At 39.7% G+C, this 17531-nt stretch carries 18 protein-coding genes; 8 read left to right on the forward strand and 10 right to left on the reverse strand.

Features of this window, described 5'->3' with window-relative positions; translation table 11 throughout:
- Positions 1 to 116 precede the first annotated feature (116 nt).
- The 4 genes from pta to G7074_RS27750 all read left to right on the forward strand — a co-directional run bounded on the left by pta (position 117) and on the right by G7074_RS27750 (position 4889).
- The gene (gene pta, locus G7074_RS24795; RefSeq protein WP_166211877.1) at positions 117 to 2204 is read left to right on the forward strand and encodes a phosphate acetyltransferase; all 2088 of its coding nucleotides are present in this window, start codon (positions 117 to 119) and stop codon (positions 2202 to 2204) included.
- A 1-nt stretch (position 2205) separates the two neighbouring features.
- Positions 2206 to 3408: an acetate/propionate family kinase gene (locus G7074_RS24800; protein ID WP_166211879.1), complete on the forward strand. Its 1203-nt coding sequence runs from the start codon at positions 2206 to 2208 to the stop codon at positions 3406 to 3408.
- A gap of 74 nt (positions 3409 to 3482) precedes the next feature.
- The gene (locus G7074_RS24805; protein ID WP_124559894.1) at positions 3483 to 4553 is read left to right on the forward strand and encodes an aminotransferase class V-fold PLP-dependent enzyme; all 1071 of its coding nucleotides are present in this window, start codon (positions 3483 to 3485) and stop codon (positions 4551 to 4553) included.
- A 201-nt stretch (positions 4554 to 4754) separates the two neighbouring features.
- A complete protein-coding gene (locus G7074_RS27750) occupies positions 4755 to 4889 on the forward strand; it encodes a hypothetical protein (RefSeq protein ID WP_255420103.1) in 135 nt (44 codons plus the stop codon).
- Between the two features lie 191 nt (positions 4890 to 5080).
- On the opposite strand, the gene G7074_RS24810 is transcribed toward G7074_RS27750, so the two are convergent.
- The 8 genes from G7074_RS24810 to G7074_RS24835 all read right to left on the reverse strand — a co-directional run bounded on the left by G7074_RS24810 (position 5081) and on the right by G7074_RS24835 (position 12319).
- Entirely contained in the window at positions 5081 to 6790 is a 1710-nt protein-coding gene (locus tag G7074_RS24810; protein WP_205944118.1) for a M1 family aminopeptidase, read from the reverse strand.
- Complete coding sequence (locus G7074_RS26825; protein WP_205944119.1) at positions 6742 to 7644, reverse strand: hypothetical protein; 903 nt, start codon at positions 7642 to 7644, stop codon at positions 6742 to 6744. Before G7074_RS26825 ends, G7074_RS24810 begins: the two co-directional genes overlap by 49 nt.
- Before the next feature lie 4 nt (positions 7645 to 7648).
- Positions 7649 to 8458: an NRAMP family divalent metal transporter gene (locus G7074_RS24815; protein ID WP_240916405.1), complete on the reverse strand. Its 810-nt coding sequence runs from the start codon at positions 8456 to 8458 to the stop codon at positions 7649 to 7651.
- Between the two features lie 11 nt (positions 8459 to 8469).
- Positions 8470 to 8832 (reverse strand): hypothetical protein, encoded by a 363-nt coding sequence (locus G7074_RS27430; RefSeq protein ID WP_240916406.1) that lies wholly within the window; start codon positions 8830 to 8832, stop codon positions 8470 to 8472.
- Positions 8822 to 9589, reverse strand: coding sequence for a LamB/YcsF family protein (locus G7074_RS24820; RefSeq protein ID WP_166211882.1), 768 nt, complete (start codon positions 9587 to 9589; stop codon positions 8822 to 8824). Before G7074_RS24820 ends, G7074_RS27430 begins: the two co-directional genes overlap by 11 nt.
- Positions 9586 to 10587 carry a biotin-dependent carboxyltransferase family protein gene (locus G7074_RS24825; protein WP_166211885.1) on the reverse strand — a complete coding sequence of 334 codons (1002 nt, stop codon included), beginning with the start codon at positions 10585 to 10587 and terminating at the stop codon, positions 9586 to 9588. The genes G7074_RS24820 and G7074_RS24825 overlap by 4 nt, the downstream gene beginning before the upstream one ends.
- A 3-nt stretch (positions 10588 to 10590) precedes the next feature.
- Positions 10591 to 11328, reverse strand: coding sequence for a 5-oxoprolinase subunit PxpB (gene pxpB / locus G7074_RS24830; RefSeq protein ID WP_124559890.1), 738 nt, complete (start codon positions 11326 to 11328; stop codon positions 10591 to 10593).
- Positions 11329 to 11521: 193 nt separating this feature from the next.
- Positions 11522 to 12319 carry a LytTR family transcriptional regulator DNA-binding domain-containing protein gene (locus tag G7074_RS24835; RefSeq protein WP_166211888.1) on the reverse strand — a complete coding sequence of 266 codons (798 nt, stop codon included), beginning with the start codon at positions 12317 to 12319 and terminating at the stop codon, positions 11522 to 11524.
- 223 nt (positions 12320 to 12542) lie between these two features.
- Here G7074_RS24835 and G7074_RS24840 point away from each other — a divergent pair, with 223 nt between their 5' ends.
- Both G7074_RS24840 and G7074_RS24845 read left to right on the forward strand, forming a co-directional pair.
- Complete coding sequence (locus tag G7074_RS24840) at positions 12543 to 12851, forward strand: hypothetical protein (RefSeq protein WP_166211891.1); 309 nt, start codon at positions 12543 to 12545, stop codon at positions 12849 to 12851.
- A 97-nt stretch (positions 12852 to 12948) separates the two neighbouring features.
- On the forward strand, positions 12949 to 13173 hold the full coding sequence (locus G7074_RS24845; RefSeq protein WP_124559887.1) for a helix-turn-helix domain-containing protein: 225 nt from the start codon (positions 12949 to 12951) through the stop codon (positions 13171 to 13173).
- A 13-nt stretch (positions 13174 to 13186) separates the two neighbouring features.
- On the opposite strand, the gene G7074_RS24850 is transcribed toward G7074_RS24845, so the two are convergent.
- A complete protein-coding gene (locus G7074_RS24850) occupies positions 13187 to 13960 on the reverse strand; it encodes a GDSL-type esterase/lipase family protein (RefSeq protein WP_124559886.1) in 774 nt (257 codons plus the stop codon).
- Positions 13961 to 14006: 46 nt separating this feature from the next.
- Positions 14007 to 15290, reverse strand: coding sequence for an ATP-binding protein (locus G7074_RS24855; RefSeq protein WP_166211894.1), 1284 nt, complete (start codon positions 15288 to 15290; stop codon positions 14007 to 14009).
- A 233-nt stretch (positions 15291 to 15523) separates the two neighbouring features.
- Between G7074_RS24855 and G7074_RS24860 the strand changes: the two genes are divergently transcribed.
- Both G7074_RS24860 and G7074_RS24865 read left to right on the forward strand, forming a co-directional pair.
- Positions 15524 to 17110: a 7TM diverse intracellular signaling domain-containing protein gene (locus tag G7074_RS24860; protein ID WP_166211897.1), complete on the forward strand. Its 1587-nt coding sequence runs from the start codon at positions 15524 to 15526 to the stop codon at positions 17108 to 17110.
- 209 nt (positions 17111 to 17319) lie between these two features.
- Positions 17320 to 17508 carry a hypothetical protein gene (locus G7074_RS24865; protein ID WP_124559883.1) on the forward strand — a complete coding sequence of 63 codons (189 nt, stop codon included), beginning with the start codon at positions 17320 to 17322 and terminating at the stop codon, positions 17506 to 17508.
- Positions 17509 to 17531: the final 23 nt, after the last annotated feature.

Here is a 17531-nt window from a genome sequence, read left to right on the forward strand (position 1 = left end):
AAAATTTAGAATTATTGCGGGCAGATTTTAAAACTTGACGAGCATCAGTTTTTAAAACAAATATTTCCAACTATATTGGGCATAATTGGTTATACCTATACCTTGATGCTTCCTTTATGACAAAAAATATTTTCATTGCCTCGGCCGAACCTTATACCGGAAAATCGGTAATCGCTTTCGGCATGATCAATATGCTGTTGGCAAAAACCCAGAAAGTAGGTTATTTTAAACCCATTATTGCCCAGGATGGCCCGAATGTTAGAGACGAACATGTAGAGGCCATGCTCGATTATTTTTCGCTCCCGGTTAAATACGAAGATGCTTTTGCTTTTACCCGGCAGGAAATGCTGCATCAATCAGACGATAGCAGTACCATCATCAATACCATTATCAGTAAGTATAAAAAACTGGAAGACAATTATGATTTCACGGTAATTGAGGGTAGCGATTTTTTAGGCGAAGGCATGGCATTTGAGTTTGAATCGAATGCGCTGATGGCAAAAAACCTAGGTGCACCGGTGCTTATTGTCGTATCAGGAAAAAACAAAACAGCCAGTCAGCTTTTTAAAAGCGCCATTAATATTTACCGCAATTTTTTATTAAGGGATGTACAGGTGCTTGGCGTGGTGGCCAATATGGTTAATCCCGAAGAGGCCGAACGCATTAAACAGGCGCTAACCAACCAGCTACCAGCCGAACTATTGATAGCGGTAATACCAACAGAAACCGGATTGCAAAGCCCAACCATGAAAGAAATTACATCGGCACTGGGTGGTGAAATACTTTTTGGTACAGAGTTGCTCGACAATCAGGTTGATAATTTTGTAACCGGTGCCATGATGTTACCTAACTTTTTAAGACACATTAAAGATAACCTGCTTATTGTTACGCCAGGCGATCGTGGCGATATTATTATTGGTGCACTTCAGGCCAATTTATCGGCCAATTACCCAAAAATCGCGGGTATTGTTTTAACAGCTGGCAGTTTACCCGATGAGCCGATAATTAAACTGATAGAAGGTTTACAGACCATTATCCCAATAATTGCAGTACAAAAAGGAACTTTCGAAACCACTACTACCATTGGTGGTATTCATTCTAAAATTACCATAGCCAACAAAAAGAAAATTGCCCTTGCCATTGAGTTGTTCGAAAAATATGTAGACAGCAAGGCCCTGGATAATAAAATTATTACTTTTAGCTACCAGGGGATTACGCCGCACATGTTCCAATACCAGCTGGTTAAATGGGCCAAACGCGATAAAAAACACATTGTTTTGCCCGAAGGAAACGACGAGCGGATTTTAAAGGCAGTAGAAAAACTTATTGCCCAGGATATTGTTGACATTACACTCCTTGGCGACCCGGTTGAAATAGGCAACAGCATAAAAAGGCTTGGTCTTAATCTGGATATCAATGTGTTAAAAATTTACGATCCTATCCATTCTGAGCAGTATAATAATTATGTAGATACACTGCACGAATTGCGCAAAGCCAAAAATGTAAACCTCGAAATGGCCAGGGATATGATGACCGATGTTTCTTACTTCGGCACCATGATGGTCTACAAAGGCGATGCCGACGGCATGGTATCAGGCGCAGTACACACTACTCAGCATACTATCCGTCCGGCGCTGCAATTTGTTAAAACGAAGCCGGGGGTATCGGTTGTGTCGTCTATTTTCTTTATGTGCCTGCCAGAACGTGTGGCCATATTTGGTGATTGTGCGGTTAACCCCAATCCTACTGCCCAGCAACTTGCCGAAATTGCCATTTCTTCGGCTGAGAGTAGTGCCAGGTTTGGCATCGAGCCCCGCATAGCCATGCTTTCCTATTCGTCGGGTACATCGGGCGAAGGCGAAGATGTAGAACGGGTAAGAGAAGCTACGGCAATTGTAAAAAGCAGGTTTCCTGAATTAAAAATTGAAGGGCCAATACAATACGATGCCGCTGTTGACCCTTTGGTTGGCCAGCAAAAACTACCAGGATCAGAAGTAGCGGGCCGTGCGAGTGTACTTATTTTCCCGGATTTAAATACCGGTAACAATACCTACAAGGCAGTACAGAGAGAAACTGGCGCACTGGCCATTGGCCCCATGCTGCAGGGTTTAAACAAACCCATAAACGATTTAAGCCGTGGCTGTACGGTAGATGATATTTTTAACACTGTTGTTATTACAGCAATTCAATGCCAGGATCTTTAATATGAACATTTTAGTAATCAATTCAGGAAGCAGTTCTTTAAAATACCAACTCTTTAAAATGCCAGAAAAAAGCCCCGTTTGCAGTGGCTTGGTAGAACGCATTGGCATTGAAGGCTCCTTTATAAAACATACCGTTTATACAGCGTGCAGTAAACACAGTATAGAACAATCGGCATTTATTGCCAGCCACAGCGAAGGCTTAAAACAGGTACTCGCGCTACTAAGTGAAGGTAAATATGCCGTAATAGCAAGTCCTGATGATATTGCTGCTGTTGGCCACCGTGTTGTACATGGTGGTGAGCATTTTAACGGACCAGTGCTGATTACCGATGAAGTAAAAAAACAGATCAAAAAGCTGTTCTCACTCGCTCCCTTGCATAATCCGGTCAATTACAAATGTATTGAAGTAGCCGAAAAGACTTTTACCAAAGCCAAACAGATTGCCGTTTTTGATACTGCCTTTCATCAAACCATACCCGAGCAAGCTTACCGTTATGCCATCCCCGAGTGGTACTATAAAGAAGATGCCATCAGGGTTTATGGTTTTCATGGTACCAGTCACAAGTATGTGAGCGAACAGGCTATAAAATGGCTGGGTAAAAGTGATACAAAAATTATCAGTGTCCACTTAGGAAACGGCTGCAGCATTACAGCCATTAGCAATGGCAAATCGGTTGATACGAGTATGGGTTTTGGCCCATTAAGCGGTTTGATGATGGGAACGCGATCTGGCGATATCGATCCTTCGGTTATTTTTCACCTCATGGAGCATTCTGGCTATACTTTAGAGCAGCTAAGCACTTTACTCAATAAACAATCAGGGCTTTTGGGCGTTGGCGGATCGAGTGATATGCGCGACATTAGAAAGCTGGTAGCAGAAGGTAACCAGGCTGCTGTTTTAGCCCTTAAGTTATATGCCTACCGCATCAGGAAATTTATAGGTGCCTACACTGCCGTTCTAAATGGCGTAGATGCGATCGTTTTTACAGCGGGTGTAGGCGAAAACGACAAGCAGATGCGCGAAGCAGTATGCACTGACCTTGATTTCTTAGGCATTAGCTTAGACTCCGAACAAAATAACACTTATGCGGGCGAATTGAAGGAAATCAGCAGTTCTTCATCAAAAGTAAAAATACTGGTTATCCCAACAAACGAAGAATATGAAATTGCCCATCAGTGTTACGATCTTTTAACAGTTAACTAATCCACAGTTTTGTATAATATTCATTTTCTGCATGCATTTTGGCCCTTTGCCTTCTAAATCTTTTATTTTTGGTTATGAACCTATCTTTTCCGATCCTCGACACTTATACTTATTTAAATACCGCCAACTCTGGCTTACTATCAACCGAGCTGGCTGCCTGGCGTAAAACACATGATGAAGCATTTATTGCCGGCGGCAGTATTTTCAGAATGGAAAATGCGGCAATTATTAACGATCTCAGAAATAATTTATCAAAATGTTTTGGTGCTAAAGCTGATAACACCTATCTGGTTCCTAATTTTTCGGTAGGTTTTAATACGCTATTAAACGGATTGGATAAAAGCCATCGTTTTTTACTGTTGGAAGAAGAGTACCCATCAGTTAGTTATCCGGTAATTAGTATGGGATTTGAATACCAAACCGTAAAAATTGATGCAGATTTCGAAAATAACCTGATCCGGGCCATTGAAAAATTTAAGCCAACAGCACTGGCTTTTAGCATGGTGCAATACATTAGTGGCCTTCGGATGGATAATGAATGGATACAAAAGTTAAAAAGCAGTTACCCACAACTGTTGGTGATTGGCGATGGTACTCAGTTTACCGGTACTACGGCCTTTAATTTCGAAAAATCGGGTTTAGATGCCTTGCTAGGAAGTGGCTATAAGTGGCTGCTGGGAGGTTACGGCAATGGCTATGCCTTTCTTTCTGATGCGTTAAAAGATCAGCTTTATCAAATAAACAAACTTGCTGCTTTGCCTACTGCTCCGTTTTTACAAGGCAAGGATCATTTATCGCTATATTTTGAACCTGGTCATTTAGATACTTTAAACTTTGGCACACTGAACCAAAGCCTTGTACACCTTAGCGCTATTGGTTTTGATGAAATTGAAAGGACGACACAAGCACTCAGCAACAAAGCCAGACTGGCGCTAAACTCGAGAGGGTTAATTCCAAACTGGTTAATGGAAAGGAAATATCAATCGACTATTATCAGTATGCCTCTCGATCAAAAAAAGGTAGAACAGCTTCAGGATGCACAAATCATTTGCTCACCAAGAGGTGCTGGTACCCGCATTTCTTTCAACTTTTACAATACCGAAGAAGAATTGAGCAAGCTATTAAATGTTTTAGACAAGTCTTAAATCTGTCGATTCGATAAAAAACAACACATTAAAATACAATAGTATAGAGGCAATAAACTTAACAAACACTTTTGATAAAACACTATTATTTTATCAATGGTATTCGTGTGAAACAAGGAAAAATAACGCGTCAAATAAAAAAGTTACAAACTATATCAAAAATTGAGCGTTAAATAAAAAGACATTCACAAAACTATCCTTATGTACACACAAGCCACAGAAAACACAGACCTTACTGTTCACGTTCAGGATGATGCATCGATTGATGATAAAAGAGAAACGCTGCTAAAAAGCTTACTCGACGGATTAAATGCTGAAACAGCTTCCTTTAATTAAAGAACTAAAAATCAAGGCCATTTAGCCTTCAAAAAAACTACCGGAATTACGAAAATCTTTAAAAAAGAAAAAGGGCGAAACAAATTAATGTTCACCCCTTTCCATCTAAATTAACGCTCTCGCGACAAAAGTAGAAATTATCGGCAAAAACCAATGTAACAAATAAGTAACATAGGCCTCGCTAAATCATTTTAGTTTACAATCTCCTGTGCCCTGCACAGGTTGTCTGTAGTCTGCAAAATTTTATCCTTCAATTTTGGGTTGTAATTAGGATGCGATTTCAAAAATGCTTGCACCACCTGATAAGCTTCACGACTATTGTATGTTGAGAATATTGCCGCTAACCACGATTGCGGGAAAAATATGTCGCCGGTTTGCTGTATTTCCTCAAGTAGCTCCAAACTTTGTTTCAGATATTTTATTGAAGTCTGTTGCCTTAACGAATGATGCAGATAAGCCAATGCTGTAGTAGTCCAAGCCTCTTTCTGACGGTTTTTACGCTCTTTTAAACTATCAAAGAAGCGATCTCTTTCAGCTGGGTCCAACGATAACGCTGGCATCAGGTAAATCAGTCTGTTTTTACGGTCGGTATTACTGGTGCGTGCTAACTGCGCTTTTAAAATGCTATTTGCCGTATCGGTTTTAAGGGCCAAGGTTAAAGCCAGGTTACTATAATCATCTTCCTGCAGTTTAACGCCATCTGGTGCCAATTGCTTATCCCAAATCTGGTAAAGCCTTTCTCCTGCTTCTTTCCCTATATAAACATTTTGATAGGCATTGAATAAAATCTTTTTATGGTTTTGCTGTTCCTGCTGTTGCATAGCTGTCCAAATAGCATTTTCGAGGTCAGTATGCATACCCGTACGCATTTCTGGCGTAAGAAATGTCCAGTAAATATTAGTCAGGTAGCCCGCAATTAACCTTAAATTCATTTCGTTTTTCTCAATCGCTAATCCTTTCAGATAAAAATTAAGCAATTGCTTAGGTTTAAAGTTGTTGCCTGCCAGCATATTTTCGTAAGCATTGATATAAATTGATGCACGCTCCAGCGGATTGCTTTTCACATCCATATTCTCCATCATCAGCATATCAACAGGAAACAAGCCATAACCCGCACCATCGGCATTAAACAGCACGTACTGCGGTTTGGCTAATCCTTTAGCCTCATTAATAATTGTAGTAGCATTCGCCGCATTCACATTCAAAATCTTACTGTTATCACCATAAACCAGTTTAATGGTAAATGCCTGGGGCCATACGCGAGGCTCTCCATTTTCACTTTTTTGAGTTAAAATTAAGCTACTGATGTTATCTCCATCGTATTTAATTTCGTAACCAAATATCGGGCGACCGGGTTGGTTTACCCAAACTTTGTTCCAGCTGTACAAATCCTTTTTGGTGTATTTACTCAAAATCGCAATCAAATCGTTCCAGGTAGCATTTTTATAAGCATAAAGTTTAAGGTACTCGCGAATTCCTTTCTGAAAAGCTGCTTTGCCCATTAATTGCTCCAGCTGGCGCATCATAATTGGCGCTTTGTGGTAAATGATATTTCCATACATCGACCCCGCCTCTTGCAAATTATCCAATTGCTGACGAATTGGATTAGCACCTAAAGTACGGTCTACCCCATAAGCGGCAGGATAATGATCCTGCAAAAACTTCAAATCGAAAGTGCTTTTACCCATCAGCTTTTCGGTAACCTTATCGGCCATAAAATTGGCAAACACCTCTTTCATCCATACATCATTAAACCATTTCATGGTAACCAAATCGCCAAACCACATATGCGCTGTTTCGTGTGAAATAAGATTTGAACGCGAAATAAACTGATCTCTGGTTGCCCCCTGATCTAGAAACAAGGCTGATGATTTGTATTGTACTTCGCCCGGGTGCTCCATCCCCCAAACTGAAAATCGGGAATTGCAGCAAAACCAATTTTTTGAAAAGGATATTTAATGGCTGTCCAATCTTCTAAAAAATCGAGTGCATCATTATGGCCTGTAAACACCGAATCGACACTGAGCTTAATTTTAGCAGAATCTGTTTCACGGTGCAGAAATTCCATGTTGCGATTTTTCACTTTTCGGCTTAGGTAAGTATATTTTCCGGCAGTAAAAGAGAACAGATACGTAGGGAGTTTATCCGAATTTTTAAAATGATAGGTAACCATATCCCCATTAACCAGCGAATCCTTTTTGGCAGCATTAGCCATTACTTTCCAGTCATTTGGAACGGTTAACGAAAGTAAAAAATTAGCTTTTAAATCGGGCTGATCAAAACACGGAAAAACCATACGGGCATGATCGGGAACGAAGAGTGCGTATAAGAAATCTTTATTCCTGTTTAGTGATTCGTTGCCTGCAACAAACTCAATAGCAATGCGGTTATTGCCCAGATGTAAATCCTTATGGGCAATGAGAATATGTTCTTCTTTAAAGTTAATAGCAACTTGCTTTCCATTAACCACAATGCGTTTTAAATGATCAGCACTTTGCTTAAAGTCAATTTGCACATCACTTAACTTATTCAACTTAAAATCAATATTTTCTGTCGATTGAATTACCGCACTAAGCTCTTGCGGTATATTAAAATGAACCTGGTATTGAATATTGCTAATTGTTGTGCTTCTGTGACTGGCCAGCGCTAGCGACACGCCTGGCTCAACAGGTATATCAGTGTTTTTTTGTTGAGCAAAAGCCACCTGCCCGAGTAGTAAAAAGGAAAAAAAATATTTAGGGTTAATCTTCATCATTGGGTTATTCTCCGTTTATCATTTGAACTATGGTGCCGTAACTCATCCAAACCATGGTAAGTACTACGGCCAAACCAGTTAAGGTAAGCCATAGCGGCTGTTTGTAACTGGCAATTATTTTAGTGCGATAGGCTGCAACAAGCATCACTCCTAAAGCAATGGGCAATATAAAACCGTTAATTGCCCCTACCGTTAGCAATATTTTAACCGGCTTGCCAATGAGGATAAAAATAACACAGGAAACAGAGATAAAAGTAATGATGATGGCCCGGTTAAATTTAAGAATTAAAGGGTGAAAGCTCTTAATGAAAGATATAGATGTATAAGCCGAACCAACTACCGACGAAATGCCTGCAGCCCAAATTACCACACCGAATATTTTATAACCTATTTCGCCACTGGCCAGTTTAAATACCGAAGCTGCCGGGTTATCAGGATCTAAAGTAAAACCTTTACTTACCACACCTAATGCAGCTATAAACAACAATAAACGCATAACAGATGCCAAACCTATTGCGCTTAAAGCCCCTTTATTTACGGCGCCTAAATTTTGTATACCGGTTTGGCGGGCATCTAACAAACGGTGCGCTCCCGAAAAGGTGATATAGCCACCAACCGTTCCGCCAACTATGGTTAAAACTGCCGTAAAACTAAATTGCGTAGGGTTAACCGATCTTAAAGCTGCCTCTGCCAGGGGCGGCGAACTGGTGTAAGCAATAAACAGGGCAAGTAAAATTTTAATCAGCCCCATGCATTTGGCAAAAAGATCCATGGCTTTCCCGGCTTCCCTGTAAATAAAAATACCAATGGCCATAATGGCGCTAATTACTGCCCCTGCCCAACGCTGATGCCGAACAGCACATTTAAACCAAGGCCGGCACCAGCAATATTACCGATATTAAAAGCTAAACCGCCTAAAAAAACCAGAAAGGAAATAAAATACCCCAATCCTGGAAACACCTTATTGGCAATATCCTGTGCAGGTTTATCGGCAACGGCTATAATGCGCCAGATATTGAGCTGGGCAATGGCATCGAGTACAATTGAAAGCAGGATTACAAAAGCAAAACTAGCGCCCAGCTGCTGGGTAAAAACGGCTGTTTGGGTTAAAAAACCTGGGCCAATTGCCGATGAAGCCATTAAAAATGCAGCACCCAAAAGTACGCTCCAATTGTACTTAGCTTTCATATCGTGGTGCTTTAACCAAAATCCCTTCCGATTTTAATTTTTCGGCAATGCGTTTTGCAAAGGTTACTGCGTGTGCCCCATCGCCATGTACGCAAATGGTTTCGGCATCAACGGCAATGATTTTACCACTTACACTGCGCACTTCCTGTTTTAATGCAAAAGCAACAACCTGATTTAAAGCTGCCTCCTCATCAGTAATCAATGCACCGGGTTCGGTGCGCGGCGTTAACGATCCGTTATCCTGATAACTCCTATCTGCAAAAACTTCCGAGGCAGTTGCAATACCCTTATTTTGGGCTTCAGCAATCATTTTACTCCCCGAAAGCGCATACAAAATTAATTTCGGATCAAAATCATACACCGCTTGTACAATGGCTTTAGCAAGTTCAGCATCTTTAGCAGCCATATTGTAAAGTGCGCCATGTGCTTTTACGTGATTTAATTTTCCTCTTGCAACCTTTACAAAAGCGCTTAGAGCCCCAATCTGGTACAAGGTGAGCTGATAGGCTTCCTGTGCCGAAATTTTAATCTCCCTGCGTCCAAAACCCTGCAAATCGGGCAAGCCCGGATGTGCGCCTATAGCCACTCCTTTTTTGATGGCCAGGGCCACGGCGTGCTGCATTACGGCAGGATCGCCGGCATGAAAACCACAGGCAATATTGGCTGATGAAATGTAATCCATCAGTTCAACATCATTGGGCATGGTATAATTTCCAAATGCTTCGCCCATATCGCAATTCAGATCTATTTCTTTCATATAGTGCTGGTATATTTTATATTTATAGCCTTGCTAATCAACAACAAATCATGCTCTTTCTGAAGGTAAAGTTCTTCTGCTTCATCTCTCGATATTTCTGAAAAACTGATCTCATCTCCTGGTTTTAACTGTGCACATAATGGTAAATCTACATCGGCAACGTGTGCAATACGCGGGTAGCCGCCCGTTGTCTGGCAATCAGCCATTAATATAACCAAATCACCATTACCTGTTACCTGTATAACGCCCGGAGTAACCGCAGTGCTAAGCAGCTCCTTTTTTGTTTTCCGAACCATCGGTCTACCTGATAAATGGCAACCCATTCGATTGCTCTTTAAACTGATTTGGTATGTTTTGGTTAAGAATGCAATAATTGAGCTGGCATCAAACCAGTTAAATTCGTTGGCCAGTACCACCCTAATGGTTTTCCGGTTAGCAGACAATAAAATTTCGCGCGAGATGCGCCAGTTAGGATAAATTAAAGCCCTGCTGTTCAACTCATGTATAATAGCTGCAGAAACAGCACTGATGGCATCAACATTGCGCAACACATCGCCTTCTGCCAGCTTACGCCCTTCAAAACCGCCAAATTTAACCGGCAGGTAAGTGCTTTTACTCCCCAGTACCTCGGGCACCTGCCAACCACCCGCCATCGCCAGATAGGTACGCATACCTAGTGGATTATGGATTAAAGTAAGTATTGCCCCTTTCGGAAAAAGCAGTGGTTTTTCTGCAGGCATTACCTCGCCCCCGTACATCAAAAAAGCGCCATCACCCGAGTAAGCAAGCAAAACAACTGTATGGGTTGTAAATGAAGCATTTGCATAGGTAAATTCGAGGGTGGCCATATCATCATCATTGCCAACAGCTTTATTGGCCAACCGGTGGGCCAGCTGGTCCATAGCGCCCGAAACGGGTATGGCCTGCGCAAGGTGTTTGTATCTGCCCATATCTTGCACCGTAGTTAACAGGCCGGGTTTTATGATGCTTATCTCCATATTTTATTCAGGATAAGCATTAAATTCTTCAATGGTTATGGCTTTAAAGGTAATCGAATCGCCACCTTTTAAAAGCGCAGGTTGTTGGCGCTTTGCATCAAACAACTGCAATGGGGTTCGGCCAATTATTTGCCAGCCCCCAGGTATTTCAATCGGATAAATACCCGTTTGTAATCCGGCTATACCAACCGATCCGGCAGGTATTGCGGCAGCAGGAACCTCTTTTCGGGCTGTGGCCAATGTTGCTGGCATACCACCCATGTAGGCAAAACCAGGTACAAAACCTATCATATAAACACTGTAACTGGCACCACTGTGTAAGGCAATTACCTCAGCTTCGCTAAGGCCGTTATTTTGGGCCACAGTTAAAATATCAGGGCCAAAATTTCCACCATAACATACCGGAATAACGATATGGTTACCCCCAAGCCCTGTTTGGCTGGGCTCATTGTGACTAATTGTCTTTAAATAAGCCGAAACCTTTTCGTAACAGGTTTTACCCGGCAAATCTGCCGAGGCAACCACTAAAGGATCGAAAAAAACTGTTAATGTGCTGTAAGCAGGTACGGTAGTGGTAAAGCCCGAAAATGGATTTTGTGTTAAAAGCCAGTTAAAACTGCTTACCAGGCGCCACAATGTTTCACTTATAACATGGCCAAATACAACGGTTACGGCTTTTTCGCTTAATGCATAAATAGAAATGGAATAATCAGACGCAAAGTCTCCCTGCTGTTCGCTCATACTAATTACGCCAAACTATTTTTAGAATAAATAAGCTTCATACCTGTTATACAAACAAAGTGTAGCCATAAAAATGATTATATAATATCGAAATAGCAAGTTTAATGCATTTTAGGCTAAAAAGCTGTAAAAACAGGAGGCATTTGATATATATCGGAGCAAATAATCTTGTAATTCTGAATAAACAATCTGTTTAAGCTCCCTTATACCATCGTTTAAAAGCCACCACTTTACGTTGGCTAACTATTAAACTGCGGTTATGGGGTAAAGTAAATTTTAAAATCAGTTTTAACCGCCTCGAATGGCCTAACTCAAAGCCTTCAATAATAGCCCGGTTTACAATATCCGACCGGTTAATTAAAAAATATTGATCGGCCGGTAATTCGCTTAAACTTTGTTCGATTGTTTTACTCCATATTACCGATTCGCCGTTTTTTAAAACCGCTAAATAACCCTGCCCTAGTGGATAAATAACTGCGACTTCAGTTTTAGTTTGGTTAACTTCTGTTGGTTTATGTTTACTGGGCAAGCGTAATTTTGCCAATTGTTGCCGCCCCTGCATTTGAGCAATAATTAAGTATATTAAATTTAGAAACAGCACAAAGCACACCACCAGGGTAAAATCGTATTTAAAATAGTCTGCAGTAATAATATTCTGCCCTCTGATGTAAAAATATGCCGCAGCGAGTAAAATCGCCAGCAATAGGGTTACCAGTACCCCCAAAACCAGTTGCAACCAAAGTCTGCGCCTAAAGTGAGCACCCCAGGGTTTTACTTTATCTAAATACCGCGTAACCACCAAAATAAACTCGGCAGTAGCCATGGTAATTATAAAGCTACCTAAAACAGCATAATAGTAATAGGGCAATTGCAATAAAGTAAAAAAGCTTTCGGGTTCGCCATAGGCTACCAGATAATGGGCAGTTAATAAAAAAATAGGTGTTCGGTAATAAATTGCTGGATAAGTAATATTGCGTTTGGAGAGGTACATAGCGCGTTGAATTTAATATGATAGACCAACTTCAGATTTCAGATACTTAGAAACCTACAAGCGCAACTGCAAAAGGTTCTCCAAAATTACCGGATGTGTATCGTTCAGCTCGTTTTTTGCTATCATTCGGCTTCAAAACCGCTTTAAATCCACAAAAAATATTAAATGGAGATTATGTTTGTTTACCCAACTGGGGAATTTATTAACCATAACACCTACTATTATGCAAAAATTTCCATTCACCGATTTAGGAGTTCAAGACCTTCAAAATCAACTTTACCAATGCACCGATGCCCAACTTAAAGCAGAAGAAGATCTGATTTTGTTAAATTTCAGAAAATGGGTTGCTGAGCATTTTACATTAAGTACTGATCAGTTGCTTTTTATAGAGAAACAAGATCGAAAGATGATTAGTTTTTTAGCTAGTCAAACTGCTATTGCAATTATTAACCGCTTGCCCATTACGTTAATAAAACCTGCATCAAAACCAAGTAATCAACTGGCATATAGCGAGTTAATACCTAATTATTAAATCAAATATAATACAAATAAATGAAATTGCGGTAATAAACAACCGCAATTATTTAAAATAAGTTAGAGACTTTAAGTGCTAAATAATTATAACCTTAATGATTAAGAAAGAAGGCTCAGAAATTCAAAAGAAATTTGGTTTCCATCTGAAAAAGATCAGGAATCAAAAAGGCTTGAGTTTACGCGCCATGGCCCGGAATTGTGAGATTGATGACAGCAATATTTCTAAAATCGAAAACGGTAAGTTCGATGTACAACTTACCACCATTATCGAGCTGGCCAAAGGCTTAGATATTCATCCTAAAGATTTACTGGATTTTTAACCAGTTTATCAGGCTAAAAATTCTTGCGTACTATATTTCCTATTGCATTAGCCCAGAAGCGGCCTAATGATGCTGCCCCTAATTTATTTGGATGCAAGTAAAAAGTGCCTGCCTGTCCTTTCTCAGGTATCAGTTCAGTTAAGTGGTGTTTCTTAAAATAGGTAAATGCTTTTTTATCTCCAACAAACACATGTTTTGGATTAGTTAACTGATAACTTTTAGCCAGACTATCTATTTTTGGAATATAACTTTGCAACCGAGATAAACCTTCCTGCAGGTATTTAGAACTATTGTAGGTATTTGGGCTATACCATATTGGATGCTGCAATACCACTACAGCTTTAGGAAAACCGGCAAGCAATTTATCGACAATAATTTTCACATTTTCAATATAGCGTTCTGCAGATACGGGTGAACCATGGGGCCCTTGTATTGCACTATCGTTCGTGCCGAGTTTCACAGAAAAAATAAGCAGTGCTTCTTTATCTGTAAAAGCACTTGCAGCCTCCTCTATTTTAGTAAACGTGCGTGTTTCAGCAGGTAAAAAATCGAAAGTAGTATACCCGCTATGCCCCTGGTTACTGAAATTAACCTCTCCTATTCCTTTTTGTTTAAGCAAATAGGCAACAGCGTTAGCTGGCGGAGCTTCTACAACATTAGCCAATTGTACCCCCTGAGTTATACTGTTACCAATAAAAACAATATTCAGGTTTCGTTTTTCGCTTTGCGCATATAAAAACGATGCGCTAAATAATAACAAAGCTAAACAGGTCAGTATTTTCTTCATCTCTACGGGTGATTTAATTTTGGCTAACCTACAACAAATTAACTGGTTAATGCTCCTGCGATTCCATTTTTTTTATAATACTTAAAAGTGCTTCCTTTTCCTCTGTTTCGAGGTCAATCATACTATTAAAGAGCTCAAAAATCTGATCGCGCTGGTTAGAAACAAGCAAAAGATCCATTAATCTTACCAACGTTCTTTTCTGCCCGGTATTTAAGCTACCAAATAATTTAGGTTCGGCTTCGTAAATAGCCTTAATTAAATTAATCAACTCGGGTTTTCGCTGTTGTTTTTCTCTTTCTGTGGCATATACCGGAAATACATCTTCCTGCTCATAGGCATCAATTAATCTACTTGCATATTCCTTTAAAAAAGGTTTTCGCTTACTTTTTAAGTACTCAGTAAGTTCTTTAATCAGAAAGCGGTATTCAGCCGACGATTTTGCAGCGCCAAATATGGCCACCTGACCTTCATTTTCAAAGCTTTTAAAATCAAAATGGCGAAAGAAATCGCTGTCGATATAAATACTATGGAAATAATCATCACTTTTTTTATTGAGCGTAGTGTAATCTTTATATACTTCTTCTCCCCCTGCCAAAAAATAATACTTAGATAGCTCCCTGTGCAGGTTATCTTTCCAATGCACATATTTAATCTTAAAGTTAACAGCCGTATCGGGATAAAAAATATTAAACTCCTCTAAACTTTTAATGTTATCGTTAAAATTAAGAGGGGTACCATTTACAATAAGCGAATAGTTTTTATGCTTATTCAGCTCAATGAACCAGCAGAATTCATTGATTAGGAAAGGAATCACAGTTTCTTCCAAATCCTGTTGCCCAATGCGCAAATTGGAAAAAGAAACCACCGTACCTGTTTGGGCATTAGCAGTCGGTGGAGCGGTAAAATCGTGACTATAACTGTTAAGCCCGCCTGTACTGATATATATTTCTCCATGCCTGAATCCATTTTCGGTCTGGTAAGTTGTACGCCAGGTAGCATTATGGGCAAATGTAAAAAAGGTAAGCCTCCCCACACCGTTACGTCCATGCATTTTAGATGTGTGTTTTGGCGCAATAATCTGTATGGCTTTCTCCGATTCAAAAAACGGATCGAACTTCTTTTGCAAACGATCGAAATTTATTCCATAACCATTGTCAGCAATATCCAAACTTTCTAAATGGCCTAACGCATTGGCTACATAATCCAGTTTAATGGTATCTGCATTGGCATCAAAACCGTTCCAGATGTACTCTGCAATGGCTTGTTTTTCATTATAGTTTTTTAATACTTTTTGAATACCCTTTGAGGTGATGTTAACACTTACCGACATAATACTAAATTAATTAGCAAATATAATATTAAATTCAACCTTGTTGGAAATTTTCAATCTTAAGTTTTAAACATGATGAAATTTGTATCTCAATCGAGTTATATTCTACTCATAAATTAACTCAATTACAGAAGTATTCCTCTTTTTTAAGATAAAATTTGGATTTTCTGTAATAAAGCTATAATTTCTCCCCTGTAATAGATCATCCCGAGTCTTTTGTATTGGTTTAATTAATGAGGGCCATATTTATTATTGTTGCTTGCTGTATAGTAAGCGGCCTATGTGTTGCACAGCCCGTGATAAAGGTTGAAGGGCAAAACTTCATCAATTTAGGTAAATCGGCTTATTTTTGGCGCGATACTACCGGAAAAACCCCTTTCGAAACGGTAGAAAAGTTTAATTCCAAACGGTTTAGTCCAGGAAAATCGCCTGTTTTTAACGGCGGAACCGATGGTCATGTATGGTGGATGAAATTACGTTTCAGCCGAAAGCCAGAAACCGTACCCTATCTTTTTATTGATTATGCCAGTATTGATACGCTGTGCTTATTTTACCGCGATACTTTGGGCAATGTACAGCATGTACACTCGGGCATGCTTGGTTTAAAACAAAATGATGCCGTGCTGGGCACAGGATATATATTTCCATTACAACAAGCCAAAGGGCCAGTAAGCGAAATTTACATCCGAATGCAGACCATGAATACGCTGCTGGTACCATTTAAATTAATTACCGAACCTGTATTAAACCGTGCATTAACTAAGGAGTATAGTGCGCAGTTAATTTATGTAGGTATTGCACTCATGATCATCATTTTCCATTTGTTTATGTTTGTAATGACGCGGAGTAAGCTTTTTGCCCTTTACATGGCGCGCGTAGTATTGCTTTTCTTCATTACCATGGTCTGCTATCTTCAGGGCTATGGCCTGATGCTTGGTTTACCCGCAGCCCGGTTTATTTTTTTGCATGCGCATTTCTTTATTGCACTTGGCTATATCTGTACCATTCTTTTTAACAGTTATTTTTTAAAACTAAAAAGGCAACTTCCGTTTTTGCATAAAATATTCAAAATACTGAGTATGGCATGGGGCATAATTTTAATCTGCTCGCTTTGGGATGCCAGAAGTATTACGAATGCGCTCACCCAGCTTTTATTTCTAATTACCTCACTGCTTTTTTTATTTAGCAGTATAAAAGTTATTGTGATACGCGGCTATGCCAAAACGGCCCCTTTTATTAGTTTTTATGTTTTAGGATGGATCCCTGTAGCACTGGTTTCTATTTATCTTGTATTAAGTTTAATGGCCATCATTCCTTTTCAGTCTTATACCTTTAACCTGCTTACTTTTGCAGCCATAATTGAAGGGATATTAATTAGTTTGGGGCTGTTCGGACAAAGATTGCGCCTGCTTTCACGTCATAATGCACACTTTCGCCGCCAACGTATTCTTTTACAAGAACAAATGGAAGGCTACAAAAAGCAGCTAAGCGAAAAAAAGATGGCTCCCACTGTACATTTATCACTTAAGGAGTTGACTAATCTGGCACAAACAAAAGATCCGTCATTTATGGAAAGATTCCGTGAAAGCGAAGCTGGGTTTATAAAAGAGCTTTTACAGCTTTCGCCACAGCTTCTTACAGCCGAACTTGAATTGTGTGCTTACATGCGGTTAAATTTTGACACCAAAGAAATTGCACGGGCCTGCCGCTTAAGTGTTCGTGCAGTAGAAAGCCGAAAATACCGTGTACGTAAGAAATTAGGTATCGATGCTGAGGCGAATTTGCAAACTTGGATACTTGATCTGGCTAGAACGTCCTAAATAATATACAAGAAACATACAGTATAAACCATTAGCATTGCCAATCTATACAGGCTAAGAACTTTAATAAAACGCTTAAAAGCAACAACTTAACAATACGTGAGTAGAAATGCGTAGTTTGAAAATGCACCTACCGCATCTTCTTTGCATAAATTCAAGTGGAGTACTGGCGGTGCGATGCCGTTTATTGACCAAACAAACTCATGTTTATGTCTGATAAGTACCCGATTTTAACCATGTCGGTAGCAACGGTCTTATCCGGGATGATTTGTTACACGACTATCGGCATGGTTTATTTAATTGAACGCGAATCAAACCAAAACAACATGAACAAACTAACTGCAGACATACATTTATTTTATACACCTGGAAAACAGCACTTTAAAAAAGATGCGTAGGAGTGAGTAGAGAATAATTTTGA

This window comes from Pedobacter sp. HDW13 (assembly GCF_011303555.1).
In the GTDB taxonomy this organism is placed as follows: Bacteria; Bacteroidota; Bacteroidia; order Sphingobacteriales; family Sphingobacteriaceae; genus Pedobacter.